We start from the raw sequence: 26,376 nt of genomic DNA, 5'->3' as shown, positions 1-26,376 counted from the left end.
TGTCCGTTCATTTACTTTGTTTTGTCTCGCAACCAATCGAAATCGACCGGTCCGACTTGTTTGGCGGTGATCACACCGTCTGATCCGATGACATAGGTCGTCGGCATGGCCACAATGCGATACGTTTTTACAGCCTCGCCGTCTTTGTCTAACAGGACCGGGAAACTGAGCGGCACTTCTTCTAAAAATGCATCGACATCTCGTCGGCCGCGACGTTCATTATTCGTGATGTTCACGCCTAGCACAGGGACGCCCGTCTCATCGCTAAATCTAATCAGTTCAGGTAGTTCTTCACGGCACGGAGGACACCACGTCGCCCAGAAGTTCACTACAACCGGCTGTCCATTGTAATCGGCGAGCGATAGGCGTTCCCCTTCGACCGTCTCCAGTTCAAGGGCCGGCGCGCGTTGACCGACCTCGAGACCGCCAAGTACGCTATCGTCCGTGGCGATGCTGACCGCCGGTTCCTTCGCCTGACTATTAAACTCGTCATATCCTTTATAGCCTAAACCGGCCACGAGGCCAGCCATGATCAATCCAATCGCTAGTTTATGAAATCGCATGATTTACCCCTTGTCCTGTGTACTGTTCACTCCTAAACTTAACTTATCATATCATTCAAAGGAGAGTAACTATCTTGCAACTTTACAACGAGAAAGTTAGCGTCACACTAAAAGCACACGGTGCCGAAATGACCAGTTGGAACGTCGACGGGACGGAGCTCCTCTGGCAAGGTGACCCAACGTATTGGGGCCGGCAAGCCCCGATCCTTTTTCCGTTCGTCGGACGCCTGCTCGACGACCGTTACTTATATGACGGAATGACGTACACGATGAGCCAACACGGATTTGCGCGCGACGAACTGTTCGAGGTCGCCGAGGCTTCCGATACCCACGTCCGCTTTATCCTGCGCGATTCTGTCGAGACGCGTAAACACTATCCATTTTCATTCGAACTGAATGTCATCTATCGGCTCATCGGCGAAGAGTTGAGCGTGACGTATCGTGTCGTCAACCGAGATGATACCGTCCTCCCGTTCAGCATCGGCGGGCACCCGGCCTTTAATATCCCATTTGCCGGGGGGACGTTTGAAGACTATACGATTGACTTTGGGGAGACGCGAACACTCGACCGTCTATTGCTCGAAGGACCTTACTTGACGGGTGCCTATCAACCTCTCGGGGAACGCCGTTACATCCCGCTGACGCATCACTTGTTCGACCAAGATGCCCTCATCTTTGAACAAATCGAGTACGCAGCGCTTCGACATCAACCGAGCGGTCGGGCCATCGTCATGGAATCCCCTCACTTCACCCATTTCGGCATCTGGTCGCCTCCACACTCCGACGCCCCGTTCGCTTGTCTCGAACCTTGGTTCGGACACGCTGACTACAAAGGTCATCGGAAGGACATCCGCCATAAAGAAGATATGCAACTGCTCGACCCTGGTGAGTCGTTCGAGGCGACTTACACGCTCTATACCGAATAAAAAACGAGCTGACCAATGCGGTCAGCTCGTTTTTTTAAAAGCGATTTTCTTGCTCCGCCTCATACTCTGACGGCGGTTTTTTCATGACGATGGCCAGGACGATATAAATCAATAGACCAGGACCCCCGAACAAAGCGAGGACGACGAAGATGATGCGCATTAACGTGACATCGACCCCGAGGTATTTCCCTAGTCCCGAACAGACACCGGCAATCATTTGATCAGACGGATCTTTATACAATTTTCGTTCCATCAGGACACCTTCTCCTCCAGATTTTCGTTAGCGTTGTGGTCGACGAAGCGTCGTTCTGCCTCCAGTCGCCACTTCTCCACGACTGTCAAAATCGAGTGCTTCATTGATTGGGGTACTGCCGGATTTCACTTCGATCCGACGGCCATACAATCCACGATTATCGAGCGAAGCGGTGATGATCGTGGCGACGTCCGTTTCAGAAATCGTCGCACCATTCGCATCACTCAAGTCTTCCGATGCCTCAATCGAGCCTTTCCCTGGCCCATCTACAATTGTCACTGGGCAAATGATCGTGTAGTTTAAACCGCTATGTTCGATATACTCATCGGCCGCGTTATTGGCAGACAAGAAGTTGAAATGTTCTTTCGGTGCCGCGTCCGGTTGATCCGCGCCGTATGCACTGAGCAAGACGACGTGACGGACACGTTCTTTTTTAGCAGCGTCAATCGCTTTCATCGCGACGTTGCGGTCCAGCAGTTCGATTTCCTTGCTTGATCCATCTGCCCCTGCCGTTGCCGCGATGATGACGGCATCTTGTCCCGAGGTCGCCTCGTGAATCCCTTTATCCAATTCTTTCTCGACGTCGACGGTGAGCACGCGCGCACCCATCTTTTCATACTCTGCCTGTAGTTCAGGATAACGAATTAAAGCGGTCACTTGATGCGATTTCGCTAAACTTTTCAATACACGTCTACCGATTTTTCCTGTTGCTCCAATGACTAAAACTTTCATTCAAATTTCCCTCCTCAAAAGAGTAGTTCATTTGATTAAATTTCCTCTTTCGGAACGGAATCAAACCCTTTTCGCGAAATTATCTCACCGTTCCCCACATCGTCAAGTCGAGGGCGTCACGAATGGCTTGAACACTCGCTTCGGTCGGTTGATAGTAATAGACGTTATCGATGTAGGCGTCTTCTCCTTCGATTTGAAGTTTATCCACCTGCGGCTGTAATACCATCGTCATTCCGATCGATGCCATCTGCAACGGATTCATTTCGAGTCCCATTTCGTCTTTCATGAAACGATACGTCGCCGGGATTTTCGTCCACCCCGTCGGACTGGCCAATTTTTCGGCGACGGCCGACATGACTTCGGTTTGGCGGTTAGAGCGGGCACCGTCCGTGTCTGTCTTCCGGTGACGGGCGTAGGCGAGCGCCATGTCCCCGTCCATGGCGTAAGACACTCCTTCTGTGTACTCATACGTTTGATTGAAGCCTTTCTCGCTGAACGAGTGGGTCGCTGTGACGTTGACGCCGCCGACGAGGTCAATCAATTCCATAAACGTTTCAAACGTGATCACGACTTGACCGTCAACCGAGGTTTCCGTCAGTCCTTCTACCGCCCCGACCGTACAATCCGCACCGCCATAGGCGAACGCATGGGTGATTTTATCGCCTTCTCGTTCTGGTTCGCAAGGAATCGCTGTATACGTGTCCCGCGGAATCGAGACGTTTTGAACAGTGCGTGAACGTGGTACAAATTCCATCAACTGTAAAGAGTCCGTCCGTGATCCAGATAATGATTCTCCGACGCGGGCGTCACTTCCCATCACTAAAAACGTGACAGGACGCGTTGCCATATAGCCGACTCCGATGAGGAGGAGCAACATGACAAGCAATAGCTTCCCTTTCCACTTCCGGCGGCGCGGTTTGTCTTTCGGTGCGGTCGCCTCATGTTTGACGTGAGTTCGTTCCGGTTCACGTGTTTGGCGTCTTGGTTCCCGTCGTTCTTCTCGAAGTGGCTTTGATTTACGTTTCGTGCCGAACGGAAGGGTTAACTTCGCTTTCGGTTTCCGGACGTCGCGCGCTTTCTTTTTTGGTTCAGACGACTGTTCATTCGCTCGGTTTAGAAACGGATGCTCGCCTTGTGTCGCCTCTGCTTGCCGGCCCGTCTCCCATCTTTCCGGGTTCTCTTCGTTTGTTTGATGATCTATCGTTTCGTGTCGAGCTTGTTCGTTTAGCTGAGCCTCTTCACTCAACCGTTCCCGTTCTAGCTCACGCTTTCTGCGTTCGACACGTGATAAGTGTTGATCGTCATTCATATGCAATACCTCAATTATGGTTAGATTTTTCTACATTATCATCGACAAACGTTTTTCTGACAACGGTTAACGTAAAAATCCGTCTCAAGCATGAGACGGAAGGGTTGTTTTGAATCGAAAGCGGGAAAGGAATAATAATTGGTGTCTGCCCATCTGCGGACAGTTACTTTGTTCGACGTCCTCTTGAAAGGAGGGAGAGCTAATGCGTATCGGGAAGTTACGGATGTTGCTAGAACAGTACGGCGAAGCCACGCTTCGCGATGTGATTGTCGAGATGTATCGAAACATCCCTAAAACCGTGATTGAAGAGAAAGACATCGACTTTATGGTCAGCCAGTTCACACGATATAAAGAACAAAAATCGTCAGACGAACGTCATTCGCTCTCACAAACCATCGTCCTCGCTGAACGTTTTGTCGAATTGGCTTATGATCACTTATATGTAGTACCGAACCAAGTGATGAGTGAACGTGACCAAAAAAATTGGTACATTCATGCGAAAAAAATCATTCGCGATTTAGCCTATTACGCGGATGACGAGCCCGAGGCCCGGACGATGTACGAAGAAATGTTTTTGTTGCTGTCGTCTTCAGCGGGAGAAGAACCGCTCTTCACAACGAGCGATCCTTTCCGGTTGTTAAAATTGTCTCAAACCACGATGTTATCCCAACTGATTCAGTATTATCAACTTGATGCCCCCACGACCGCCGTTTGGATCGATCGTTCCTTATACACCGCACTCCATGTCCCAAAAGATGTTGACTCGACTCGGGTCGACCTGCTCTCGACACTCCTCGATCAATCTTATAATTCGTCCGAATGGAATTTGCTCCGTGAACGTTTGACCACGTTGTGCGACCGCACATTAGCCAAAGCCCACACAGACGAGAACGCCCTTGCCGATTATCAAGCCTTAAAGATGCTTGAGCTGGAATTACTCGTGGAGCGCGGCCATTTATCAGAAGCCGAACAAAAGTTGTTCGCCGAATATATCCCTTTCTTCTCCCATCGTTCAGAACCGTTCAAAGTATATGTGAATATGCTCGAAAGTCGTGGCCACGCGAATGAAACGAAACGATTGCGACGACTCGCCAAAGAAAAACGAATCCAATTTTAATCATACAAAAAAGGGAGTCAATCGACAGCGTCGGTTGACTCCAAAACATGATATGAACGAGGGGTGTTCATCTGAAAAGGAGGGGAAGTTGGTGCAGAACTTCCTTCCTACACGTTTAGTATAAATCAGATTTGAAACCGCTTCCGATTCAGATATTGCATTTTTGTGAACGTTTTCACGTTATTCAATCGCATTGATAATCCCTAGCCCAATCACGGATAATAATACAATCAATACAAAAATGAACACCATCTCGTTCGGGGAGCGAAACCCTTCATATAGTTCTACCGCTTCGTCAATGATGACGTTCTCATGGACAACGATCGGATTCGTTTCCGCCTGCGCCGTATGCGGTATACCCATCAACACTACTGCTAATAACCAAAAACTTATTACGTATCGCATAGTCGTCTCCTTGACTCGTTTCTTACCCATCAGTATAGCATGTCTTTTTCATTTAACCTGAATTGGATTGTTCTACGTTTTAACAAATATCACACCCTGTTTCATCCTCCGCCATCAAACCTCTTTATGTATGTCTTAGCCAGATAGAGTCTCGTCCTTGCGCCATTTCCACGTCAAATCGGAAAGATTTTTGGGTATTTTTCGAAACAAATACGCCCTTGATTTCCCAATAAATGTTCATCGATTTAATACGAGCATTTATATGTGGTAACGCTTACAATTTAAGGGTATCTCATTATATATAGAAAGTAGGACCGCTCGGATGAAGCAGACCTTTACAATCAAAGAAAGTCGTGAACTTCCACCCCATCTTCGACCATTGCTCCACAATCTTTATCCCCCTCAGCACGTCCCGAATCTGTTCAGCTTTCCACCACAGTGCTCGTTGTATACCGGTTGGCTAGGAAATGAGCTCATGGCCGCCATCACCGTGGATTATCGTGATCTCCCCACCACCCAACAGATTCGCATGACTGATGCAGCCTATACAAATTTCGCGGCATTGCGTGGGTTGATTGATCGCGTCTTGTATCAATTCCATCCGCATATCGGACAAAAAACGATGGTCTCTTTAAATGTCCAAAACGCAAAGGCACTTCAACGACTCGATTCGTTCACCGCCATCGGGTTCACACCTCATCTCGAGTCGACCGTTTATGATTTACCTGTACTACCGTTCCAAAAAGAGACATACGCGCAATGGCAACTCTGCCTTGAGCATCCGGAAACGTATGCGTTATGGTCATCGACCCGCAATCAGTACGCCCGTCTTTTGCCAGGCGCCTTACCGGTTTCGGCTAGAACCATCGACGAATGTCATCGAAATCAAGGTGCGTTCCATTCATTGAGACGGAACGGTGCTGTCGTGGGCACGATGTATAGCCGAATCGAGTTCTCGCGCTTGCATATTCATGAGCTCCACATGACGTGCGACTCATTCACGACCCGAGAAGGTCTCTCGTTCCTCCAACAATCATCTTTCATAAAGTTGAAAAAGATTCAAGACGTCAAGGTCACCGTGACATCGCTCCAACCAAGCTTGCGAGACGCCCTACTAAAACAAAAAGCCACCCAAACATCTGTCAGCACTCATACATTTTTAAAAGAATTGGTCCCTTATCCTTCTGTACAGTAAACAGTAAAAAAACACGAAACGTTCTGGGTCCTTCATCGGACTCGTTCGTTTCGTGTTTTCATTCGGCAGCGTTTGTCGATTCCATCGCGAGCGGTGGCATCTGTTCAAAAAGATCGGTTCTAAGTCCTGTATCGCGCCGATCCAACGATTCGATTCGATCGAATTGGATCTCGCGGTCCGCCACGCTGAACCAATAGGTGATATGTGGCTCGTCTGTAAAACGCAGGGCATAATTGGAACCGTTCAAATGAAAGTCCACTTCCGTCGACAAGATTTCAGCAGGACCAATTTTTTTATGTGTCGTCAATCGTTCCAGGACGACTTGTTCTTCATTGATCCGATAATCGACAAACGTCGCAAGTGAGAGTCCAAACACAAATGACACCAGCGCGAACGCGCTGATCAATCCAAGAGTGATCTTTCCGTTCATTTCGCCGTCCCTCCCTCTTTCAGTATATCGGATTCCGACAAAACGTTGTGAAGTGACATTTTGTTCAAGTTTCGTCAAACTAGAGTGTGAGGAGGGATTAAGATGCACATTGACCATACCGGAATCGCTGTCCGTGATTTAGACGAAGCGATTTCATTTTACACGACCGTCCTACAAGGGAAGCTCGTCGATCGCTACACAAACACAGCGGTCGGCGTCGAGACGGAAATCGCCGTCATCCACGTCGGTGACGATGTGATTGAACTGTTGTTGCCGACGAGCCCAACGAGTCCAATCGCCCGCTTCATGAAAGTACGAGGCAAAGGCGTCCACCATATCGCCTACCAGGTTGATGACTTAACTCAATCGATCGAGTCGCTCAAACGAGACGGCATTTCCTTTTTAGAGGACACGTTGCGGACGACGGCAAAAGGCCGACGTCTCATCTATATGGACCCACGTCATTCGGGCGGCGTCATCGTCGAACTGTGCGACTATCCGACAACAAGCAAGCAGTGAGGGAGCCCCTCACTGCTTTTGTAATGCCTGCTCGATGATATCACGGTTTTTTGTCTTCAACCGTTCGTTGTGCGAGGACACCATCGCCGCTTTCGTGGCGTCCGGATCGATGAACGTCTTTGCACGGTTGACGGCATTGGCCGCATCTTGGAAAGCACCGGCAATCAGATGGACTTTCCCTTCATGCGTTAAGATATCGCCCGCTGCATATAAACCTGGCACCGATGACTCGCTGCTCGCATTGCCTTTCACGTAAAAACCATCCACCATCTCGACTTGTAACTCGCAATCACCGAGCAGCGCCGTATCCTGCTCGTACCCATGGTTGATGACGACTTCGTCGACTTCTACGAGATCACGTTCCCCCGTCCCGCAATCGACGAGCGAAACCGCATGAATCGTCGTCCCATCCCGAGAGATGAGGTCTTCGATTTGCGTATGCAACCGACAGTCGACACGGCCACAAAGCAATTTATCGACTTGTGACTCATGTCCCTTGAGCGCTTCTTTCCGGTACGTTAAAATGACGCGCTCAGCAATCGGTTCGAGCTCATTGGCCCAGTCGATGGCACTGTTGCCGCCCCCTGAGATCAACACCGTCTTTCCTTTGAACGCCATGAGCGATTTGACCGTATAGTGTAAATTCGAGACCTCGAAGCGCTCTGCCCCGCTGATATCGATTTTTTGTGGTTGTAGGATGCCGCTTCCTGTCGCGACGATGACCGTCTTGGAAACATGCTGTCCATGTGTCGTATCGAGTACGAAATGGCCTTGGTTGTCCTTCGTCATCGATTCGACTTTCTCTCCGAGCACGACGGTCGGATCAAACGTCAAGCCTTGTTCCACCAATTGTTCGATAAGGCGAGCGCCGGTCGTCGGTGTGACCCCGCCGACGTCCCAAATCATCTTCTCTGGATAGACATGGATTTTGCCGCCGAGATGTGGTTGAAACTCAATCAATTTCGTCTTCATCCCACGAAGCCCACTATAAAACGTCGCATATAGTCCGGCTGGTCCGCCCCCAATAATCGTTACATCATATACATCTTGTTCGCTCATCGCCCTCACCCTTCCTTGAAACTCCAGCGCCATTGATTCTCATTCTCATTCACTATACCTTGAAATACGCCTGTCGACAATCTATTTTGACATCAAACAAACATTGACACGATGTGTGGCACTTGCTATAGTAGATTCGATATTGAGAATCATTATCACGGGCGTCATCTACGGAAAGGGGAATCCATCATGTCACGGATACATACGACAGATATCGAGGTCGGATATGGCGACAAGACGATTGTAAAACAATTGAGCTTGTCGATTCCCGACCATAAAATCACGACGATCATCGGACCGAACGGCTGTGGAAAATCGACGCTCTTGAAGGCGATGACCCGGATTCTTTCTCCGTCTAACGGTTCAGTCCATTTGGACGGAGCCGACATCGCCAAATGTAACACGAAAGAGATCGCCCGAAAAATGGCGATCCTGCCGCAAACGCCAGAAGGTGCCGGCGGATTGACGGTTGGAGAACTCGTCTCCTACGGCCGGTTCCCTTATCAATCCGGATTTGGCCGCCTTTCGAAACATGATCATGAAGTGATTGATTGGGCGCTTGACGTGACCGGGACGCTCGCCTATAAAGACCGCAGCGTCGATGCCCTCTCAGGCGGACAACGTCAGCGTGTATGGATTGCGATGGCGCTCGCCCAAGAGACCGATTTGATTTTCTTGGATGAACCGACGACGTATCTCGACTTGGCCCATCAGCTCGAAGTACTCGAACTGCTCGAGACGCTCAATCGAGACCAAGGACGAACCATCGTCATGGTCCTCCACGACTTGAATCAGGCCGCTCGCTTTGCCGATCACATCGTCGCGATGAAAGACGGCGAAGTACTCGCGACAGGAACGGCCGAAGAAGTCATCTGTCCGCTCGTCCTCAGACAAGTATTCCACATCGATGCCATCATCGGTCGCGACCCGCGGACCGAGAAGCCGATGTGTCTCACGTATCACTTGATCAAAGAAGAGACAAACGAAGTGAAACACGACAAACAGGTCGCCGCAGCACTGCTTGCCAACGCGCATTAATCGGCTGAGCACTACTTGACGTCCCGCACATTGCGAGACGTTTTTTCATTCAGCGTGCGTTTTTGGGGAGGAAGACGCGGGTATTGAGTGGAAGATACTGAGAAAGGAGGCACGCTATGGATTGGTTAGACGGGTTCTTCATTCTCATCTCAGTCGCTTGGCTATATGAAATTTGGCGTTACCGAAATCGGTCCGAGCCGACCGACGGCGCCAGTGAGCACGCCAGTTTTTACATCGTTTCATTGATCATGGTCATCGTGTTCGCGGTTTCCATCGGATTATCCGTCTGGACAGATGTACGTCAACCGCTTCCCCAACGTCTGCTCGGACTCGGTTGCTACGTAGCCGGAGTGTCGCTCCGCTATTGGGGCATCGGGCAGTTGCGCCATCAGTTCACCCGTCACGTCGTCGTCCGTCCCGAGGATGAACTCGTCAGTTCGGGGCCGTATCGCTATTTACGTCACCCGCTCTACACAGGGCTCTTGTTTATCACGCTCGGGTTTTCACTTTACTTCACGCATTGGGGCATCGCCTTATTCGGCACATTCTCGATTGGTTTAGCGCTGTTATGGCGAATTCATATCGAAGAGAAGATGCTGACCTCTCATTTCGGGGGCGCGTATCGAACGTGGGCCAAATCGCGTAAACGATTGATCCCGTTCATCTATTGAGCAACAATCGCTGAATAAACAAAAACATGCACGCCGTCAATCGATGACGGTCGTGCATGTTTTTTTATACAGAGAAGCGTCCGAGCAGACGGACGATCATAAAGCCTGCCCCAAATGAGAGGATACTGAGCACCCACATGAGCGTCGTGTCCGGGAGACCCGGGAATACGACCGCGAGCGAGCCGATGACGAGGCCTAAAATGACGGAAAACGTCATGCCTGGAAAATGGCCGAGCAAATAGCGGATCACTTTACTGCTGACGATGAAACCGACCGCCACCCCAAGACCGACGATACCGATGATGAGAATATTCAAGTTCGATAACGCACTGATGACGGTTGGATAGACCCCGATGAGAAGCAAGACGAACGAGCCGCTAATCCCTGGTAACAACATGGCCATACTTCCGAGCCATCCTGAGAAGAACAACAAGATCGCCGTACTTGTGGAAAGTTCTGTAATGATGGCCGTATCCGCCGGTTTAATGATAGCCATGCTCGCCACAAGAATGGCCCCGATCACCATGGCGACGATATGTACCGGACGCATGACCGCACGCGATCGAAATTCAAACAGGAGCAACGGGATTATCCCGAGAATCAACCCGATGAAAAAGAACTGGGTCGGCTCGTAATATTCAAGCAGCAAAAATTCGATCACGCGGCTAAGACCTAAAATCGCACCCGCCATCCCGATCCCGAGCGGAATCAAGAACAAGATATGCTGTTTCCAATGTCGACTGAAAATCCCACTGATCGCTTCGATCAACCGGTCATAAATCCCTAAAATAACTGCAATCGTCCCACCACTGACACCGGGAATCAAGTCACTCGTCCCCATCGCGATGCCGCGCAGGATATTTTTCCATTCCATACATGATCTCCTTTTTCGCTACTGATTCATTTCAAGCATTTAGTATAGCCGAGTCGCAATCATTTTGCATCGGTTTTAAGACTGATAATTGACCGATTGACGGTTCAGTCAAAGCGCGAGCACCATATAATCAAACCGTCCTCCGGAGATATCGATTTCTTTCACTTTTTTAAAGCCGAGCCGCTCATACAACCGCCCGGCTGCCGGGTTCGTCTGGTCAACGTTGAGCGTGACTTGTGGGATGCCTGTCTCACGGGCATGGTCAATCGCTTGTTGAATCAGTTTCGTCCCAATCCCACGGCCGCCGAACGACGAGTCGACAGCGACCGAATCGATATAGAGCACATCCCCTGACGTTTCGACGTCTAACGTGTCCGGTTGCCCTTGGGTCCGGAGCCACGCCTTGATCGGTTCATCCAACTGCGATGCCCGTTCCCCGTGGTAGGCAATCAGAATGCCCGCCATCACTGTCTCGTTTTCCGCCACCCAAACGTTTTCGTAGCTCAAGCGGTTTCCGGGCTGACCAATCCACATCGAGAGTCGTTCGAGTACTTGTTGTTGGTCTGACGTACCGGTCAACGAATACGCAATTTCGTGAATCGCCGCGTAAACGAGCGGTGCGATTTGCGTGCTGTCATCCGGTGTCGCTTTTCGAATATTCATCTTTATCGCCTCCACCCATCAGTCTAGCACAAAGCTTCTTTCAAAGGGTTTGTCGGACAGTGAAGTGTGGGATGATACAAACAGAAGGGAGGAATAAGTAATGAAAGCAATTTTGACAGGCATGAACGGAACGGTCGCCCCTGTCGTCGCCCGTACATTAAAGCGGCACGGCATCGAGCCGGTCGCGTGGGACCGCACGAAAGTGTCCACATCTGACGAGGCTGAGATGCGAGCCTTTATCGAATCGGTCCGCCCGACTTATTTTCTTCATATCGGCATGGGTGCCGCCGAATGGGCCGATACGCTCGCACCTCTATGCGGGGAATATAAAATCCCCTTCCTCTTCACGAGCACCGTCTCCGTCTTCTCCGACAGTGTGACGGGACCAATCACCCCGGACACACCGCCCGATGCAACAGATGAATATGGTGCCTATAAACGGGCGTGTGAAGAAAACATCGCCAGGACTAATCCCGGTGCCCAAATCGTCCGCCTCGGTTGGCAAATCGGGGACGGTCCCGGTTCGAACAATATGATGGATTATTTCGAGACCGAGATGAAGCGAAACGGTGTAATCGTCGCGAGCGCACACTGGTACCCGTCCTGCTCGTTTTTAGAAGATACGGCGGACGCCTTGTTCGAGATTTTGACGAAACGTGGCCCGGGACTGTATCAATTGAACGGCAACCCGAGCCATTCCCTCTATGACATCGCACTCGGCTTAAAAGAGTTGCATGACACATCATGGCAAATCGAACGAACCGACGAACCGAAACGGGATAACCGTATGGTCGACACGAACATCACAATCCAACCGATCACGAAACGGTTAGCCTTGCACACAAAATGAGTCGCCTCTCGGCGACTCATTTGCGTTCAACCCGTTCCAACACGAGCCCGCTTTTCGGCAAACTCGGTAAGTCCACAAAACTATAACTAAGGTCTTGAGACGGTACCTCATAGCGATAGCGGTTCAAGAACACGTCAATCGTTTCACGCATGATGGCGATCGTCACATGTTCCCCGGCGCAGCGATGCCCAAAATCCACATCCCCGCCACCTTGAGGGATGAACGTGAACGGGCTCTCGGTCCACCCTTTGAACCGGTCTGGATTGAACTGTTCGGGTTCCGTCCAAAGCGAGGGGTCGTGGTTCGTCCCATACAAGTCGAGCAAGACGAGCGTCCCTTGCTCGAACGCAAACCCATCCCATTCGAAGTCCTGTTTGACGCGCGCAGCCGTCACCGGGAAGAACGGATAAAAGCGCCGGACTTCTTGGACGAACCATGTCGAATCCGTCTCGCCGTAGGCCAACCGAGCACGAGCCTCCGGAAACTGATGCAACGCGAGCACAGTGAACAAGACGTAAATCGACACCGCCACAGTCGGTCGTATAATATTGATCACCTCGACCGCCACGACATCGGCCGGAAGCAGTTCCCCTGCCTCATCACGATGCCATGAAAATTCATACAGTGCTGTCTGTTCGTTCGGAAGCAACCGGTTCGTCCGCACTTCCTCGACCATCTTCCGAACCCAAGACTCGGCCGACGACCGGGCCGCCCGTCCACGTATGTGCTTTGGTCCAAGGGCCGTCCCCGATTCGAACAACAACCGCATCTCATCCGTCCGCTGTTTCACTTCATGCTCACCGAGCGGAACCCCGGCCCATTCACAAACGGCCCGCATGAGGACTTCTTGCGCCATATCATAGAGCATTGTTTCGTCTTCGGCCGCATCGAGCGCTCGTTCCCATTCACGGCTGACAAGTCTCGTCAGTCGCTCGATATTTCCTGGGAACATGAGCGACATGAACATCTTTTTTCGATGTGCATGCGCCGCACCGTCCAGCGTCTGCACCCCGTCCTCCCCGAACAACGTCTTCAGCAACCGCTTCGGTGCCGCGTCTTGCCGAACGAATTTGTCCGCGTCATAAAATAAAGCGGCTGCCTCGGCACCACCGAGACAGATTGCTCGCTCCCCAAGTAAACGCGTTTCGAATAGGTTTGACTGAAAGCTTTTTCTGCGGTTCGGGACATACAAGTAGCCCTCCCGGAGGAACGCCAAGCTATGGTCGAGCCCTTGTTCTTTCGGGATCGGTCGTGTCATGATGTATCATCCTTTCCAACTTTTCTATAGAGGATGTTCCCCTGTTCTTAGCGAACAAACCTATAAAGAAAGGAGGCGGGCGAATGCTCTCATTTATTTTGACGTTTCGTCGCATGTTTCGCGGAATCTGGCGCGGTCTGAAAGACGCTGAGTTTCAAGTGTTGTTCAGTCTCGCCCTCCTGACCATCGTCTCGGGGACACTATTTTATTCACGGTTCGAGGACATGCGTTGGCTTGACGCCTTGTATTTCAGCGTCGTCACGCTCACGACGATCGGCTATGGGGATTTCGTCCCGACGACCGATCTCGGTAAAGTGTTCACGATCGGCTACGTCATTACTGGTGTCGGCATCATGGTCGGCTTCATCACCAAAGTCTTTGACCACCTCCAGCAAGCGCGACTCGAAGAGGTCCGCAAACGAAATACGCCACCGTCTCCTTGAAGACGATGGCGTGTTTCGTTAAGATGCTTTTCGATTTCGATTTTCGAGCTCGAGTTGCTGATTGAACCGTTTCGTCTCGGCGATCACGACACCCGACAAGAACAGCAGACCAATCAAGTTCGGGATGGCCATCAAACCGTTAAACACATCGGAAAGGGCCCAGACCAAGTTAAGGTTCGTCGTCATCGCACCGAGTCCGGCCACGAGGACGAAGGCGATGCGATACGGAATAATCGATTTCTGGCCGAACAAGTAGTGAATCGAACGTTCTCCATAATACGACCATCCGAGCACCGTCGAATAGGCGAACATGACGAGGCCGATTGTCACGATATATCCGCCAGTCGGCCCTAAAAATTGCTCGAACGTCGCCGTCGTCAACGCGACCCCTTCGAGCCCCGACCCGATTTGTCCGCCCATGACGAGCGTGATCCCTGTGACCGAACAGACGATGAGCGTATCGAGGAACACTTGCGTCATCGAGACGAGTGCCTGACGTCCTGGCATATCCGTCTTGGCCGCCGCCGCCGCGATTGGGGCCGATCCAAGACCGGCCTCGTTCGAGAAGACGCCGCGGGCCACCCCGTAACGAATCGCCGCCCCGATCGCTCCTCCACCAATTGCCTCGGCGCTTAACGTGCTGCTGAAGATGAGTGAAATCGCATCTGGAATGAGCGTATAGTTCATAATCATAATCAATAATCCACTGCCGAGATAAAAGACGATCATGACCGGTACGAAGTAACTGACGACGCGTCCAATCGATTTGACACCACCTAAGATGACCGCACCCGTGAAGATCATGATCAAGATACCGGATACGTAAAGCGGCACATCAAACGTCGTTTGGAGTGCCATCGCCACCGAATTCGTCTGTACCCCGTTTCCAATCCCGAACGCCGCGAGGGAAGCGAACCCCGCGAAGGCGACGGCGAGCCAGCGCTGTTTCAAGCCGCGCTCCAAGTAATACATTGGTCCCCCAGCCATTTGTCCCCGCTCATCAGTGACCCGATATTTGACCGCGAGCACGGCTTCCGCGTATTTGGTCGCCATTCCGAAGAAACCGGATACCCACATCCAGACGATCGCGCCTGGCCCACCGAGCACGACAGCCGTCGCGACCCCGACGATATTCCCCGTACCGACCGTAGCCGCGAGCGCGGTCATGAGTGCTTGGAAGTGACTGATATCCCCTTTCGATGACTTGTCCTGATTTTTAGAGAATGCGAGCTTCAATGCGTAAGGCAACTTCGTGATTTGAATTCCCCCGAGACGTACCGTCAAATAAATGCCTGTCCCCACAAGCAAAATCAATAACGGTGGTCCCCACACAAAGTTTGAAATCGTACCGATGAGTTCACTGAACGATTGACCCATGTTGTATTCCCCTTTCCCCGTATGTAATGAGTACATCTCTATTTTTTCAGAATACTTAGAAGATTGTCAAAAGTATTGTGATAAAACAAGTCAGAGAAAGAGGGGCTGTATCTAAAACAGCGAGCCGTCGATTAGACGTCTCGCTGAGATGGGGGTTTTTCACGTTGTAACGGCGCCTTCCAATCGAACTCGTCCGGCACGTAGTCGAGCCCGCCCGAATGGAACGGTTGGCAACGCATGAGCCGGCGCGTCGTCAAATAACCACCTTTGAGTGCACCATGTTTCTCGATCGCCTCGATCCCATAATGCGAACAACTCGGATAAAACCGACACGTCGGTGGTTTCAACGGAGAAATGAAGCGTTGATACCCTTGAATCCCCCGGACTAACACTCGTTTCACGTTTCATCGCCTCCTGATTGATTACTGCCATGATAGCTCGACCGGTTCGACTTGTCATCCGTGACGTCTGCGACAATCCAGTGACAAGACGGTGTCACGTTTTTCCTTTGTTTTACAATTTGAGCACGAGAGGCGCTATTTGACGCATCATTTGTTATGATAGGCAACATGTACACGACCGAATCTATATGAAGAGGTGACGATTATGAATATTTTAATGGTAGGAGCAGGATCGATGAGCGAGTCACTCGTCCGCGGATGGTTAGCCTCAGGTCTGTCTCCTGAACAAATCACGATGACGAACCGGAGTGACCGGACACGTCTTACAGAACTTCACACTGAGCTCGGCGTGCAAATCGTCGACGAAGAGGATGTCAACGCGTATGACATTGTCGTCCTTGCGATGCAACCGGACGGGGTGCTTCCATATGTAAGCTCGAAGACGTGGACCACACCGCTCCTCGTCTCCGTAGCGGCTCATATCGAACCGAGCGAAATTGAAGAGGCGTCAGGTCTCCCTGCCGTCTGCGCGATGCCGAATACGCCAGTGGCTTATCAAAACGGGATGACCGGACTCTGGTTCGGACCCGAGACCGATGATACGGTCCGTGAAACGGCGACGGCGTTGTTTGAGCGTGTTGGTCGTACAGCTGTGACTGATGCGAAGACGATGTCGGCCTTTATGGCCGCCGCCGGTTGTAGCCCCGCTTTCTTTTACGAGATTGTCGGGTCGATGACACCGGTCTTGACGGAAGCAGGATTTGACGAAACGACAGCCCGTCAAATCGTCGCCCAAGCGATGAAAGGATCAGCTGAGCTTCTCCTCCATGAGACACGGCCGACGAACGACTTGATCGCAGATGTGGCCGCGCCGGACGGTCCGACCGATCGGGGTGTCGGTGTCCTTCGCACACGCGACTTGGCTGACGTCATGTCCTCCGCACTACGTGAAAGCGCGAAAGAAGACCATGAAGCGATTGACGCACCGATTGAAAGAACGTAACCATTGAATGAAATGCCCGCTAGAAGTCGAACGTTACGTTCTGACGTCTAGCGGGTGTTTTTTCGTTTCCCTTCGTATGCTCGATAAGTCATAAAATCCACATATTATGGGAACTTCCAACGACAAAGGGCATGGTATGCTACTTATTGAGAACAATTATCATTTAATGAATATGGAGAGATCTCAATGCGTTCACTACTTGCCATTCCGTTGCATCAGCCTGTGTTCATATCCGATTTGACGAGAATTGATGATCGTCTGCGCCGTCGCATGATTGCTTTAGGGTTTTATGAGGGCTGTTCCATACGGATCAAACGTCGGGCCATCCTATCCGGACCGCTCACCATCGAACAAATCGAACATCAACAAATGATTGCGATTCGTCGTTGTGACGCCGAACAAATCGAGGTGATTGTCCCATGACCCAACGAATCGCCCTCATCGGGAACCCGAATACCGGAAAAACGTCATTGTTCAATCGATTGACAGGTTCTTTCGCCCACGTCGGAAACTGGTCCGGCGTCACCGTCGAACAGAAAGTCGGACAATTGCATGGCAACATCGGGCAGCTAATCGACTTGCCGGGTGTCTATGACTTAGACCCGCTGTCGGCTGACGAAGCGATCGTCTCGAGGTTTCTGTTACAGGAACCGTTCGATGGGCTGTTCAACATCATCGACGCCTCACAATTCGAACGCAATTTACAATTGACGCTCCAGCTGCTCGAAATGGGGCGCCCGCTCCAAATCGGATTGAACATGGTCGATGTCGCTGAAGGACGGGGGATCACCATCAATCTAGAACGGTTGCGCGAACGGTTGAACGTCGATATTTTCCCCATCACAGCGCGCACCGGAGCCGGTTGTGATGTCCTTTTATCCTCGCTTCAATCGAAACCACGCGACCCGTTCATCCTTGACTACGGGCAAGATACCGAACGAGCGATTCAACAAATTTTGGACGCGATCGGCCGCTCCGACCGTGACCGCTGGGTCGCTGTCCAATACTTGGCTGGAAACCGCGTCATTTCCGAGCTACTTGAGTCTTCAGCACCAACCGTCCTCGCGATTCGAAAGACGTTGGAAATGAAACTCGGTCGCTTCGCTCATGCCCATATCACGGAACGAAGACGCGAGTGGACGAAAGACGTTCGTCAGCACGTCGTCGAGGAACGGAATACCCGGCGCGTCACGCTGACTGATCGCATCGATGCCGTCGTCACACATCCGATCTGGGGCTTACCGATTTTCTTCGCGGTGCTCTATAGCTTGTTCCATATCACGTTCAACTGGGTCGGCGCGCCCTTATCCGATGTATTGGATGGATTGTTGACCGGTCCCCTCACATCGGGAACGAGCTGGTTGTTACAAACGCTCGGGACCTCGTCCTTCATCCAAGCGTTGATCATCGAAGGTGTGATCGCCGGTGTCGGCGGCGTCCTCGTCTTCGTGCCGCAAATCTTTGTGCTCTTTTTCTTCATCTCATTCTTAGAGGACTCAGGATATATGGCGCGCGTCGCCATCGTCATGGATCGTTTCATGCAACTCGTTGGACTGAACGGGAAAAGCTTCATCCCGATGATCATCGGCTTCGGCTGCAACGTCCCGGGTATCATGGCCGCCCGAACGATCGAGGAGGAGCGCGAACGGCTGGTGACGATATTCATTTCACCGTTCATGTCTTGCTCTGCACGTCTACCGATTTACGCCGTCTTTGCTGCTAGCTTTTTTGCATCGAATCAAGCGCTCGTCGTCCTGTCGCTCTATATGTTAGGAATCATCTTGGCATTGATCATCGCTAAAATTTTTACGTCCCTCTTGGCCGCAGAAGACCGAAATAGCCTCTTTATCGTCGAACAACCTCCTTACCGGGTCCCTCAGGGGTTGACGCTTTGGCGCAGCACGTGGCAAAAAGCAAAAGGGTTCGTCCGAAAAGCCGGTACGTTCATCTTTGGAGGTTCCGTCTTCATTTGGTTGCTCGCTTATTCCGGCCCAAATGGGTTCGACGTGCCGATGGACGAGAGTTTTCTCGCCATGGTCGGTGGCGTCATCGCGACGTTGTTGGTACCGCTCGGATTTGGGACATGGCAAGCGGGCGCTGCACTCATCACCGGTTTTTTGGCGAAAGAAGTCGTCGTTTCGACGATGGCGATCATCTATGCGGTCAGTGAATCCGATTTGTCGGCTTCATTATTTCCCGTGTTCACTCCGTTGAGCGCGTATAGCTTCATGGCGTTCGTCTTGCTTTATGTGCCGTGCCTGGCGACCGTTGCTGTCATTCGGCGTGAGGTAGGAAGCGCCAAGCTGACATGGGTCGCTAGCCTTTACGGATTAGGCGTGGCGTATGTCGTATCGTTGCTCATCTACCAAATCGGCCGTCTACTCGGATTTTCGTGACAAGGAGGAAATGAGATGTCTTTATTTGATCTATTGATTGGCCTTGGCGTCTTCGGATACGCCGTTTATGCGCTTGATCGATACACACGAAAAGCAAAAGCCGGGAAATGTGCCACTTGTGAGATCAAACCGACGTGCACATCATCCTGTGAGGCCGCCGACTGGGATCAACTCATCACCGAGGCTTTACGTTCCAACTCAAAAAAGTCATGACCTATACAAAAATGGACGGGCGCGTTTTTTGCGCCCGTCCATTTGTTCATTGAAAGATATGTAACACGGTGACGATGACGGCGACCATCAAAATCCCCGGCAATAGATTCGCGACGCGAATCCGAGTGATGCCGACCAAATTTAAACCGATTGCGACGATCATGACGCCGCCGGTCGCTGTCATTTCTAAAATAAAGTCATCCATGAGCGATTCCGGGATAAACTTCATGATTTGGATGGCGAGCAAGGCGATTGCCCCTTGGTATAAGAGAACCGGGACGGCCGAGAACATGACCCCAATCCCTAGCGTCGAGCTAAGGACGAGTGCCGTGAAGCCGTCAATCAATCCTTTTGTATAGAGGACATCATGGTCCCCGCGCAATCCACTGTCGAGTGCACCGATGACCGCCATCGCCCCGATGACGAAGATGAGCGTCGCCGTGATGAAGCCTTCGGCGATACTCGACTTGCTCTTGCCGCCGAGTCGGCGTTCTAATTGATAGCCGACCTCGTTCAACTTCTCATCAAGTTTCCACCATTCGCCGAGCGCCGCCCCGATGACGAGACTGCCGATGACGATTAAAAAGTTCTCACTCTTCATCCCCATTTGAATCCCTAGCAAGACGACGGCGAGACCGATGGCTGCGGTGACCGTCTCTTTCATTCGTTCGGGGATGCGGTGAAATAAAAGTCCAAGTAATGTGCCAATCACGATCAACGCCGCGTTGACGATTGTTCCGGTTAAGACCATTGTAATATTCCCCGTTTCTGTATGTATTGAGAGGAATATACCAACTGTGTATGTAGACTGTCAATTGAAAGAAAAACAAAAAAAAGCCACTTCTCGCAAGAAGTGGCGTCGCGGAAACCCACGTTCCTATGGGTTTCGCATCGGGTTTGGCACCCAAGTGATTCTGACTGGGCTCGAACCAGCGACCTCTACCCTGTCAAGGTAGCGCTCTCCCAGCTGAGCTACAGAATCAGGTCGTGTCCTCTCTTAAGGACACTATTAATATATCAAGAAACTAATGCCTTGGCAACTGTTTTTTAAAACTTTTTTTACTTTTTTTCAACGCGTCATTTCTTCCCGTTTCATATGGCGGCATAACCGCTCTAAATCACCGGCATATACCGAGACGAGCATGCCTTGATACTCAGTGTCACGGTCCCAATGCAATCCGTTCGCTTTCGCGACTCGTTGCGATGGGACGTTATCCGGATGAATCAAGGAAATGATCTCTTTCTCACCTTCTTCGAATGCATGACGCATAAGGCGAGCCGCTGCCTCGCGTCCGTAGCCCATATGCCAATGCTTCGGCGCCAACCAATATCCGACTTCAAGTTCAATCGTGCCGTCGAGTTCATGGAGCAACGTGCCGGCATGACCGATCGGCTCGTCATTTTCATGCGACATCAATTTGAGCAACCCGGTTTGACGACCCGTCTGATAGCGGGCCAACTGGCGCTCGAACCATTCGATCGTCTGTTCATCCGTATATGGCTTTCCGTCCGGGCTAATGAAACGCATCACGCGCGGATCTTGGAGTAGCGATTTCACGAAATAAAAATCAGCAATCGTGTAAGGTTCGAGTCGTAGACGCTCGGATTGCAGTTTGATATGACTCATCGTCCCCGCCCCTTTCGTTCACAGTCTGAACTATTCAATTCCCGTTTTTATTCGAAGCTAATCCTGATCACGCGACAACTTTCAATCCGATGACGCTTCCGATAATAAGCAATAAGAAGAAGATGCGCCACCGGTCCCGGGATTCGTTCAAGTACAGCATGCCGAGCACGACCCCGCCGGCCGCCCCAATCCCGACCCAAATCGAATACGCCAATCCGAGCGGGAGCGTCTCGAGCGAACGCGACAATAAATAAAAGCTTAAGGCAAACGTTCCGACCGACAAGATCGACCATTTAACAATCTGATAGCCTTTTGATTTACCCATCCAAAAGACGGCCATCATCTCAGCAAGACCCGCACCAATCAAAAATACCCAACTCATGCCGACTCACCTCCCGTCACTTGTTTCAGTCCGACCACACCGATCAGAAGCGTGATGATAAAGACGAGCTTCATCCCGGTGAGCGCCTCGTCGAACAAGAGCGCCCCGACGATGACCGTTCCGACGGCTCCGATGCCGGTAAAGACGGCGTATCCCGTCCCCGCCGGTAAGGTGCGGAACGACATCGCCAACAATCCAAAACTCACAATCAATAATAGAATCGTCATCACGCTCGGACCGAGCACCGTGAACCCGTTCGACAGCTTCATCGTCGTCGCCCAAACGATTTCGAGCAGACCGGCGAGCACGAGCCAAACCCAGGCTAGTTGATCTTGTTTCATGTCCAACCGACTCCTTTCTTGAAAATCGTGAATGCGGCCCGTTGCCGTTTGACGCGATTCGTCTCAAGCGTGAAGAGCGAAAGAAGCGCCCCGTCTAGAAAACAATAGTACGCGTCATACACGTCCTCGAGTGACTGTTCGGGTAAGGCGCCTTGTTCCATCGCCAATCGAAACTGTTCTTTCTCGAACGCTTGCAATTCCGTCTCGACCGAACCGAGCGTCGTCTCGATGAACAATCGCAACTCGGGCGGTGGGACGAGCAACATCCGCTTCGTCAGCATCCACGTCTCTTCCTCTTCAAAGAAGCGAATCAACGCCTCGACGATCGCCTCGATCCGCTCGAGCGGCGCAGCGTCAACGGAAGCGTCCCGTGCCTCCTGCCAGATGTGTGCATAACGGTTCCCCATGTCCTCGACGACTTGCTTGAACAGTTGTTCTTTCCCTTCGATATGGGCGTATAGCGACGCCTTTTTGATGCCGACATCCTCAGCGAGCGAGGCGAGCGACAAGCCTTCATATCCTTCAAGCGCAAACCGGCGCCGCGCCGCCAGTTCGATTCGTTGTTTCGTATTCATCAAAGATCGTCCCCTTTCTCTCTCACCACCTTACCTAACGAACGGTAGGTAGTCAAGTGTGCGGATTGCATTCCCCGGTTCCACCCGGCAAAATGGAGACAGTGAATGGGAAAGGAGCGCTTTATATGCTTGAGCAATTCAGCTTTACGTTACCGACCGAGACGACACGCGGCCGGAAACGGATCGTCCGCGTCTATCGTCCCGACTTTGTTTCGGCTGACAAGCGGATCCCGGTCCTCTATATGCACGACGGTCAAAACGTGTTCGACGGCAAGACCGCCACAATCGGCGAAGGTTGGTCGATCGACCGCCACATCGAGGACTTACAATTGCCGCTCATGGTCGTCGCCATCGCGAGTGCCCCAGACTGGCTCGACCGCTACGATGAGTATTCATTTTATGAGGATGAGATGCTATACCGGCGGATCGGACCGGAACTCGCCAAGACACGGCCCACGCTCGGGGGTAAAGGGCGTGCTTACGCCGACTGGCTCATGCAAGAGTTGAAGCCGTGGATTGATGAGCGCTACGCGACCGACCCGGACGACGTCGGCGTGATGGGCAGCTCGATGGGCGGGGTCATCTCGCTCTATATGATGACGGCCTATCCGTCCATCCGGCGCGTCGGCTCGCTCTCGACAGCCGCTTGGGCCAATCTCGACTCCCTCATTCGGGAAGTGAAGCAGGCCGATGTGACGGCGCGTCTCTATATGGACATCGGGACGAACGAGACGAGCGGACCGATCACGCCCGAGGATTACCTTTATACGAATGCGAAACTCGTCGAGACGGTCGCGCGAACAGGGATCGCCTTCCGCTATGAAGTCGAGCCCGGTGCCGTCCATAACGAGATCGCATGGCGGCGTCGACTACCGAACGCCCTCGCCTTCCTCTATGAATTGACATGAAAAAAGAGACGAATTCCACGAAGGGATTCGTCTCTTGCTTGATTAAATGACCCAGTTGCCGTCACGCATGATGGCTTCGCGTGAACCGTCTTCGAGTTCGCCATCGATGTTCATCTCGGCCGAGCCGATCATGAAGTCAACGTGTGTCATCGAGTCGTTCGCACCGTTCTCGGCGAGCTCTTCGGCTGACATTTGCGGTCCGCCTTCGAGACATGTCGAGTACGCGCGTCCGAGCGCCAAGTGGCACGATGCGTTTTCGTCGAACAACGTGTTATAGAAAAGGAGACCCGAGTTCGAGATTGGTGAGTCGTCCGGCACGAGCGCGACTTCTCCGATACGACGCGCCCCTTCATCGAGGTTCAACAACTCATCGAGTGCCTGTTGTCCTTGTTTCGCTTCCGCCTTCACGACTTTCCCGCCTTCGAACCAGAGCGTGAACCCATCGATCAAATTGCCGCTATAGCTGAGCGGTTTCGTGCTCGACACGTGACCTTCGACCGAATCTTTATCGGCGAGCGTGAACACTTCTTCGGTCGGCATGTTGGCGATGAAATCGACACCGTCGATGTTCGGACCACCGCCGCCAAGGAAGACGTGTTTCTTCGGCAAACCGATCGTCAGCTCCGTGCCCGGTGCTTTGTAATGGAGCTTCGTGTACTTCTTGTTCGTGAGTAACGTCGCGCGTTCACGGAGCGATGCGTCATGCGTATCCCACGCCGCGACCACATCCGGTTGGTCCATGCGTGTCGCTTCGAAAATCGCTTTCCAAAGGGCTGGTACGGCATCTTCACGGTCTGGGAAGACTTTCTTCGCCCATGCTTCCGAAGCGCCAGCAACGATTGACCAGCTGACATTGTCGCTCATGACATATTTGCGCCATTTCGCGAGCGCCACGCCGGCAGCACGGTTCGAGTCCGCGATGCGTGACGACTCGACGCCGTTCAGTGCGTCCGGGTCGTCGCTGACGATCGATAGGAATGCCGTCTTCTCTTCGGCCAATTGCTCAAAGCGGGCCTTGAGCCATTCCGGGTATTCTTTGAAGGCATCCGCTGGGGCGTTGAAGTAACGGACTTTCGTCGTCTCTTCGTCGCTCCAGTTGACATACACTTGTTTCGCGCCAGCCGCGTAAGCTGCTTTCACGATTTGACGGACGAGCGGTGCTTGGCTAATATCAGCTCGGACTTCGAGCTGTTGGCCCGGCTGAATGTTGACGCCTTTTTTGACGGCAAGCTCAGCGTAGCGGGCAAATTCTGCCTCAGTCGGCATGGTTACAGTAGACATATGTACAGTTCCTCCTTTTTCACTTATTTCTATTTTCTTAAATTTTCGGAAAAGTTGCAACCAAATCGCAAAAACGGGCATATTAGTAGATGAAGATAGAAGGAGGAATATACATGTCAGATTGGAAAACAACGTACACACACTTTTTAACGAGCGCGACCGAGGACTATACCGACAATGAAACATTAGGTGACCTCTTGGTCCAAGGCGAACTCGCTCTCGCTAAAGTGACGGTCGACGTCGCTTCAAACGAGATTAGCAATATCGAGCGAGAAGAAGAACTGACGCTCTACTTCCAAATGAAACAGTTACTCAACATGTTGCGTGCCGTCTATAATCACCAGTTCGAGATGCAGCCGGACAAACAACATGCCCTCGTTGCGGCCGTCTTATACTTCGTATCCCCATTCGATGCGATTCCGGACGACGCCCCACTCGGCTTATTCGATGACGCTCAAGTCATCGATTACGTGCATGAACAGCTCGCAAGCGATATCGACCGCTTCCACAACGAATTGTAATCGTTCGGCGCTTGAAATTCCTCCACCATCGGAGTACGCTTGAGTGAGTTTATTTCAAAGGGGGCGTATGGCGCCTAGCCATCATCTATGTACGCAAAATCAAGAAAACGAATCGCCGTCGAGACGACTTTGTTCATCATCGCCGGAACGATTCTACAATCGATCTTTGTCGGCTTATTGCTCAAACCAAACGAGATCGGGTCCGGGGGCATCGTCGGGATCACCTTGATCATCAACGAGCTGTTCGGCACACCGATCGGATTCACGCAACTCGTGTTGAATATCCCGCTCTTTATCGTCGGGATTAAATATCTGGGGAAACGGTTCATTCTCATGACCGGGCTCGTCGTCGTCTTATCATCTATCTTGATTGATACGTTGCCCGTGCTCATCCCGCCGACCCCGCTCGACGACCCGCTCGTCGCCTCGGTGTTCAGCGGAATCGTCTCCGGTCTCGGACTTGCCTTGCTGTTATTCGCAGGTGCCTCGACCGGTGGCCTAGATATTCTCGGGAAAGTCATTTACACGAACAACCGCAATTTATCGCTCCCTAAGATCTTTTTGACGCAAGACATCATCGTCTATATTCTCGTGTTCATCACGTTCGATATTAAAGCGGTCATGTACGCGCTCGTGCTCAGTTTCGTCCGGTCGCGGACGCTGTTGACGATTCACCGATTCTTCTCGGCACAAAAGCAGTGCTTCATCATCTGTAAGAAAGCCGATGAAATCAACCTCGTCATCAAGCAAAACTTGAAGCGCGGCGTCACAATCATGGACGCAACCGGTGGTTATTCGAACGACTCGAAGAAAATGTTGTACGTCGTCGTGCAAAACAATGAAATTCCAAAACTACGTCAAATCGTCTCCGATATCGACTCGGAAGCGTTCGTCACCGTCTCGGAAATCGATTCGGTCGTCGGTAACTTCAAAGAGCATTCGTATACCTTGTAATCGACAGCAGCTTGCTGTCGATTTTTTTGGTGTAACAAATCCATAAACAATCCGATAATAATGATGAGCCTCTTAGACATATACAGAAGGAG

The 26,376-nt window shown here is 51.6% G+C and carries 33 protein-coding genes and 1 tRNA gene; 15 read left to right on the top strand and 19 right to left on the bottom strand.

What is annotated here, in order from left to right; genetic code table 11:
• Nucleotides 1-11 precede the first annotated feature (11 nt).
• A complete protein-coding gene (locus KNP78_RS09115) occupies nucleotides 12-563 on the bottom strand; it encodes a TlpA family protein disulfide reductase (protein ID WP_214823785.1) in 552 nt (183 codons plus the stop codon).
• A 74-nt stretch (nucleotides 564-637) separates the two neighbouring features.
• Between KNP78_RS09115 and KNP78_RS09110 the strand changes: the two genes are divergently transcribed.
• Nucleotides 638-1,489 carry an aldose 1-epimerase family protein gene (locus tag KNP78_RS09110; RefSeq protein ID WP_251128517.1) on the top strand — a complete coding sequence of 284 codons (852 nt, stop codon included), beginning with the start codon at nucleotides 638-640 and terminating at the stop codon, nucleotides 1,487-1,489.
• A 34-nt stretch (nucleotides 1,490-1,523) separates the two neighbouring features.
• Here the strand turns inward: KNP78_RS09110 and KNP78_RS09105 are convergent, their stop codons facing one another.
• The 3 genes from KNP78_RS09105 to KNP78_RS09095 form a co-directional block, all read right to left on the bottom strand.
• A complete protein-coding gene (locus KNP78_RS09105) occupies nucleotides 1,524-1,742 on the bottom strand; it encodes a PspC domain-containing protein (protein ID WP_034781174.1) in 219 nt (72 codons plus the stop codon).
• 27 nt (nucleotides 1,743-1,769) lie between these two features.
• On the bottom strand, nucleotides 1,770-2,474 hold the full coding sequence (locus KNP78_RS09100; protein ID WP_034781176.1) for an SDR family oxidoreductase: 705 nt from the start codon (nucleotides 2,472-2,474) through the stop codon (nucleotides 1,770-1,772).
• Between the two features lie 79 nt (nucleotides 2,475-2,553).
• Nucleotides 2,554-3,783 carry an LCP family protein gene (locus KNP78_RS09095; RefSeq protein WP_214823782.1) on the bottom strand — a complete coding sequence of 410 codons (1,230 nt, stop codon included), beginning with the start codon at nucleotides 3,781-3,783 and terminating at the stop codon, nucleotides 2,554-2,556.
• Between the two features lie 202 nt (nucleotides 3,784-3,985).
• Here KNP78_RS09095 and KNP78_RS09090 point away from each other — a divergent pair, with 202 nt between their 5' ends.
• Nucleotides 3,986-4,900 (top strand): hypothetical protein, encoded by a 915-nt coding sequence (locus KNP78_RS09090; RefSeq protein WP_034781180.1) that lies wholly within the window; start codon nucleotides 3,986-3,988, stop codon nucleotides 4,898-4,900.
• A 180-nt stretch (nucleotides 4,901-5,080) separates the two neighbouring features.
• Here KNP78_RS09090 and KNP78_RS09085 read toward each other — a convergent pair whose 3' ends face one another.
• Nucleotides 5,081-5,263 carry a hypothetical protein gene (locus KNP78_RS09085; protein WP_240731264.1) on the bottom strand — a complete coding sequence of 61 codons (183 nt, stop codon included), beginning with the start codon at nucleotides 5,261-5,263 and terminating at the stop codon, nucleotides 5,081-5,083.
• A 364-nt stretch (nucleotides 5,264-5,627) separates the two neighbouring features.
• On the opposite strand from KNP78_RS09085, the gene KNP78_RS09080 reads away from it, so the two are divergent.
• Nucleotides 5,628-6,500: a hypothetical protein gene (locus KNP78_RS09080; RefSeq protein ID WP_214708911.1), complete on the top strand. Its 873-nt coding sequence runs from the start codon at nucleotides 5,628-5,630 to the stop codon at nucleotides 6,498-6,500.
• A 58-nt stretch (nucleotides 6,501-6,558) separates the two neighbouring features.
• Here the strand turns inward: KNP78_RS09080 and KNP78_RS09075 are convergent, their stop codons facing one another.
• Nucleotides 6,559-6,930 (bottom strand): hypothetical protein, encoded by a 372-nt coding sequence (locus tag KNP78_RS09075; RefSeq protein ID WP_034781184.1) that lies wholly within the window; start codon nucleotides 6,928-6,930, stop codon nucleotides 6,559-6,561.
• Nucleotides 6,931-7,032: 102 nt separating this feature from the next.
• Between KNP78_RS09075 and KNP78_RS09070 the strand changes: the two genes are divergently transcribed.
• Nucleotides 7,033-7,449: a VOC family protein gene (locus KNP78_RS09070; RefSeq protein WP_214823780.1), complete on the top strand. Its 417-nt coding sequence runs from the start codon at nucleotides 7,033-7,035 to the stop codon at nucleotides 7,447-7,449.
• Between the two features lie 9 nt (nucleotides 7,450-7,458).
• On the opposite strand, the gene KNP78_RS09065 is transcribed toward KNP78_RS09070, so the two are convergent.
• Nucleotides 7,459-8,508, bottom strand: a complete 1,050-nt coding sequence (locus KNP78_RS09065; RefSeq protein WP_034781187.1) for an NAD(P)/FAD-dependent oxidoreductase — start codon at nucleotides 8,506-8,508, stop codon at nucleotides 7,459-7,461.
• 189 nt (nucleotides 8,509-8,697) lie between these two features.
• On the opposite strand from KNP78_RS09065, the gene KNP78_RS09060 reads away from it, so the two are divergent.
• The gene (locus KNP78_RS09060) at nucleotides 8,698-9,546 is read left to right on the top strand and encodes an ABC transporter ATP-binding protein (protein ID WP_034781188.1); all 849 of its coding nucleotides are present in this window, start codon (nucleotides 8,698-8,700) and stop codon (nucleotides 9,544-9,546) included.
• A gap of 116 nt (nucleotides 9,547-9,662) precedes the next feature.
• Nucleotides 9,663-10,217 (top strand): methyltransferase family protein, encoded by a 555-nt coding sequence (locus KNP78_RS09055; protein WP_214823778.1) that lies wholly within the window; start codon nucleotides 9,663-9,665, stop codon nucleotides 10,215-10,217.
• A gap of 64 nt (nucleotides 10,218-10,281) precedes the next feature.
• On the opposite strand, the gene KNP78_RS09050 is transcribed toward KNP78_RS09055, so the two are convergent.
• On the bottom strand, nucleotides 10,282-11,091 hold the full coding sequence (locus KNP78_RS09050; RefSeq protein WP_214712213.1) for a DUF368 domain-containing protein: 810 nt from the start codon (nucleotides 11,089-11,091) through the stop codon (nucleotides 10,282-10,284).
• Nucleotides 11,092-11,199: 108 nt separating this feature from the next.
• Nucleotides 11,200-11,754: a GNAT family N-acetyltransferase gene (locus KNP78_RS09045; protein ID WP_214823776.1), complete on the bottom strand. Its 555-nt coding sequence runs from the start codon at nucleotides 11,752-11,754 to the stop codon at nucleotides 11,200-11,202.
• 100 nt (nucleotides 11,755-11,854) lie between these two features.
• Between KNP78_RS09045 and KNP78_RS09040 the strand changes: the two genes are divergently transcribed.
• Nucleotides 11,855-12,604, top strand: a complete 750-nt coding sequence (locus KNP78_RS09040) for a sugar nucleotide-binding protein (RefSeq protein ID WP_214823774.1) — start codon at nucleotides 11,855-11,857, stop codon at nucleotides 12,602-12,604.
• A 16-nt stretch (nucleotides 12,605-12,620) separates the two neighbouring features.
• Here the strand turns inward: KNP78_RS09040 and cypC are convergent, their stop codons facing one another.
• The gene (cypC, locus tag KNP78_RS09035) at nucleotides 12,621-13,862 is read right to left on the bottom strand and encodes a CYP152 family fatty-acid peroxygenase CypC (protein WP_214823772.1); all 1,242 of its coding nucleotides are present in this window, start codon (nucleotides 13,860-13,862) and stop codon (nucleotides 12,621-12,623) included.
• A gap of 83 nt (nucleotides 13,863-13,945) precedes the next feature.
• Here cypC and KNP78_RS09030 point away from each other — a divergent pair, with 83 nt between their 5' ends.
• Nucleotides 13,946-14,305, top strand: a complete 360-nt coding sequence (locus KNP78_RS09030; RefSeq protein WP_034781199.1) for a potassium channel family protein — start codon at nucleotides 13,946-13,948, stop codon at nucleotides 14,303-14,305.
• An 18-nt stretch (nucleotides 14,306-14,323) separates the two neighbouring features.
• Here KNP78_RS09030 and KNP78_RS09025 read toward each other — a convergent pair whose 3' ends face one another.
• Complete coding sequence (locus KNP78_RS09025; RefSeq protein ID WP_034781201.1) at nucleotides 14,324-15,682, bottom strand: alanine/glycine:cation symporter family protein; 1,359 nt, start codon at nucleotides 15,680-15,682, stop codon at nucleotides 14,324-14,326.
• Between the two features lie 131 nt (nucleotides 15,683-15,813).
• Entirely contained in the window at nucleotides 15,814-16,083 is a 270-nt protein-coding gene (gene yidD, locus KNP78_RS09020; RefSeq protein ID WP_034781204.1) for a membrane protein insertion efficiency factor YidD, read from the bottom strand.
• Between the two features lie 205 nt (nucleotides 16,084-16,288).
• Here yidD and KNP78_RS09015 point away from each other — a divergent pair, with 205 nt between their 5' ends.
• From KNP78_RS09015 to KNP78_RS09000, 4 genes are all read left to right on the top strand, one after another.
• Nucleotides 16,289-17,086 (top strand): pyrroline-5-carboxylate reductase family protein, encoded by a 798-nt coding sequence (locus KNP78_RS09015; protein ID WP_034781206.1) that lies wholly within the window; start codon nucleotides 16,289-16,291, stop codon nucleotides 17,084-17,086.
• Nucleotides 17,087-17,272: 186 nt separating this feature from the next.
• On the top strand, nucleotides 17,273-17,509 hold the full coding sequence (locus tag KNP78_RS09010; protein WP_214754283.1) for a FeoA family protein: 237 nt from the start codon (nucleotides 17,273-17,275) through the stop codon (nucleotides 17,507-17,509).
• On the top strand, nucleotides 17,506-19,482 hold the full coding sequence (gene feoB / locus KNP78_RS09005; RefSeq protein WP_214754285.1) for a ferrous iron transport protein B: 1,977 nt from the start codon (nucleotides 17,506-17,508) through the stop codon (nucleotides 19,480-19,482). The genes KNP78_RS09010 and feoB overlap by 4 nt, the downstream gene beginning before the upstream one ends.
• A 15-nt stretch (nucleotides 19,483-19,497) precedes the next feature.
• Nucleotides 19,498-19,695, top strand: a complete 198-nt coding sequence (locus tag KNP78_RS09000; protein ID WP_214823770.1) for a FeoB-associated Cys-rich membrane protein — start codon at nucleotides 19,498-19,500, stop codon at nucleotides 19,693-19,695.
• Nucleotides 19,696-19,741: 46 nt separating this feature from the next.
• Here KNP78_RS09000 and KNP78_RS08995 read toward each other — a convergent pair whose 3' ends face one another.
• The 6 genes from KNP78_RS08995 to KNP78_RS08970 all read right to left on the bottom strand — a co-directional run bounded on the left by KNP78_RS08995 (nucleotide 19,742) and on the right by KNP78_RS08970 (nucleotide 22,620).
• Entirely contained in the window at nucleotides 19,742-20,446 is a 705-nt protein-coding gene (locus KNP78_RS08995) for a DUF554 domain-containing protein (RefSeq protein WP_034781214.1), read from the bottom strand.
• A 158-nt stretch (nucleotides 20,447-20,604) separates the two neighbouring features.
• A tRNA-Val gene (locus KNP78_RS08990) sits at nucleotides 20,605-20,677 on the bottom strand.
• A gap of 87 nt (nucleotides 20,678-20,764) precedes the next feature.
• On the bottom strand, nucleotides 20,765-21,322 hold the full coding sequence (locus tag KNP78_RS08985) for a GNAT family N-acetyltransferase (protein WP_029596076.1): 558 nt from the start codon (nucleotides 21,320-21,322) through the stop codon (nucleotides 20,765-20,767).
• 67 nt (nucleotides 21,323-21,389) lie between these two features.
• Nucleotides 21,390-21,704: a DMT family transporter gene (locus tag KNP78_RS08980; protein WP_021065258.1), complete on the bottom strand. Its 315-nt coding sequence runs from the start codon at nucleotides 21,702-21,704 to the stop codon at nucleotides 21,390-21,392.
• Nucleotides 21,701-22,045 carry a DMT family transporter gene (locus KNP78_RS08975; protein WP_167491846.1) on the bottom strand — a complete coding sequence of 115 codons (345 nt, stop codon included), beginning with the start codon at nucleotides 22,043-22,045 and terminating at the stop codon, nucleotides 21,701-21,703. Before KNP78_RS08975 ends, KNP78_RS08980 begins: the two co-directional genes overlap by 4 nt.
• Complete coding sequence (locus KNP78_RS08970; RefSeq protein ID WP_034781216.1) at nucleotides 22,042-22,620, bottom strand: TetR/AcrR family transcriptional regulator; 579 nt, start codon at nucleotides 22,618-22,620, stop codon at nucleotides 22,042-22,044. Before KNP78_RS08970 ends, KNP78_RS08975 begins: the two co-directional genes overlap by 4 nt.
• A gap of 125 nt (nucleotides 22,621-22,745) precedes the next feature.
• Here KNP78_RS08970 and KNP78_RS08965 point away from each other — a divergent pair, with 125 nt between their 5' ends.
• On the top strand, nucleotides 22,746-23,528 hold the full coding sequence (locus KNP78_RS08965; RefSeq protein ID WP_034781218.1) for an alpha/beta hydrolase: 783 nt from the start codon (nucleotides 22,746-22,748) through the stop codon (nucleotides 23,526-23,528).
• 42 nt (nucleotides 23,529-23,570) lie between these two features.
• Here KNP78_RS08965 and KNP78_RS08960 read toward each other — a convergent pair whose 3' ends face one another.
• The gene (locus KNP78_RS08960; RefSeq protein ID WP_200860057.1) at nucleotides 23,571-24,809 is read right to left on the bottom strand and encodes an aminopeptidase; all 1,239 of its coding nucleotides are present in this window, start codon (nucleotides 24,807-24,809) and stop codon (nucleotides 23,571-23,573) included.
• 113 nt (nucleotides 24,810-24,922) lie between these two features.
• Here KNP78_RS08960 and KNP78_RS08955 point away from each other — a divergent pair, with 113 nt between their 5' ends.
• Both KNP78_RS08955 and KNP78_RS08950 read left to right on the top strand, forming a co-directional pair.
• Complete coding sequence (locus KNP78_RS08955; protein WP_034781220.1) at nucleotides 24,923-25,330, top strand: YkvA family protein; 408 nt, start codon at nucleotides 24,923-24,925, stop codon at nucleotides 25,328-25,330.
• A gap of 87 nt (nucleotides 25,331-25,417) precedes the next feature.
• Nucleotides 25,418-26,284, top strand: a complete 867-nt coding sequence (locus KNP78_RS08950; protein ID WP_034781221.1) for a YitT family protein — start codon at nucleotides 25,418-25,420, stop codon at nucleotides 26,282-26,284.
• The last annotated feature ends 92 nt before the right edge of the window (nucleotides 26,285-26,376 follow it).

Origin of the sequence: Exiguobacterium sp. s28, from assembly GCF_018618135.1 — a bacterium.
Lineage (GTDB): Bacteria > Bacillota > Bacilli > Exiguobacteriales > Exiguobacteriaceae > Exiguobacterium > Exiguobacterium mexicanum_A.
Note: the sequence above shows the minus strand (reverse complement) of the source record. Positions and strands in the feature narration are given on the sequence as shown.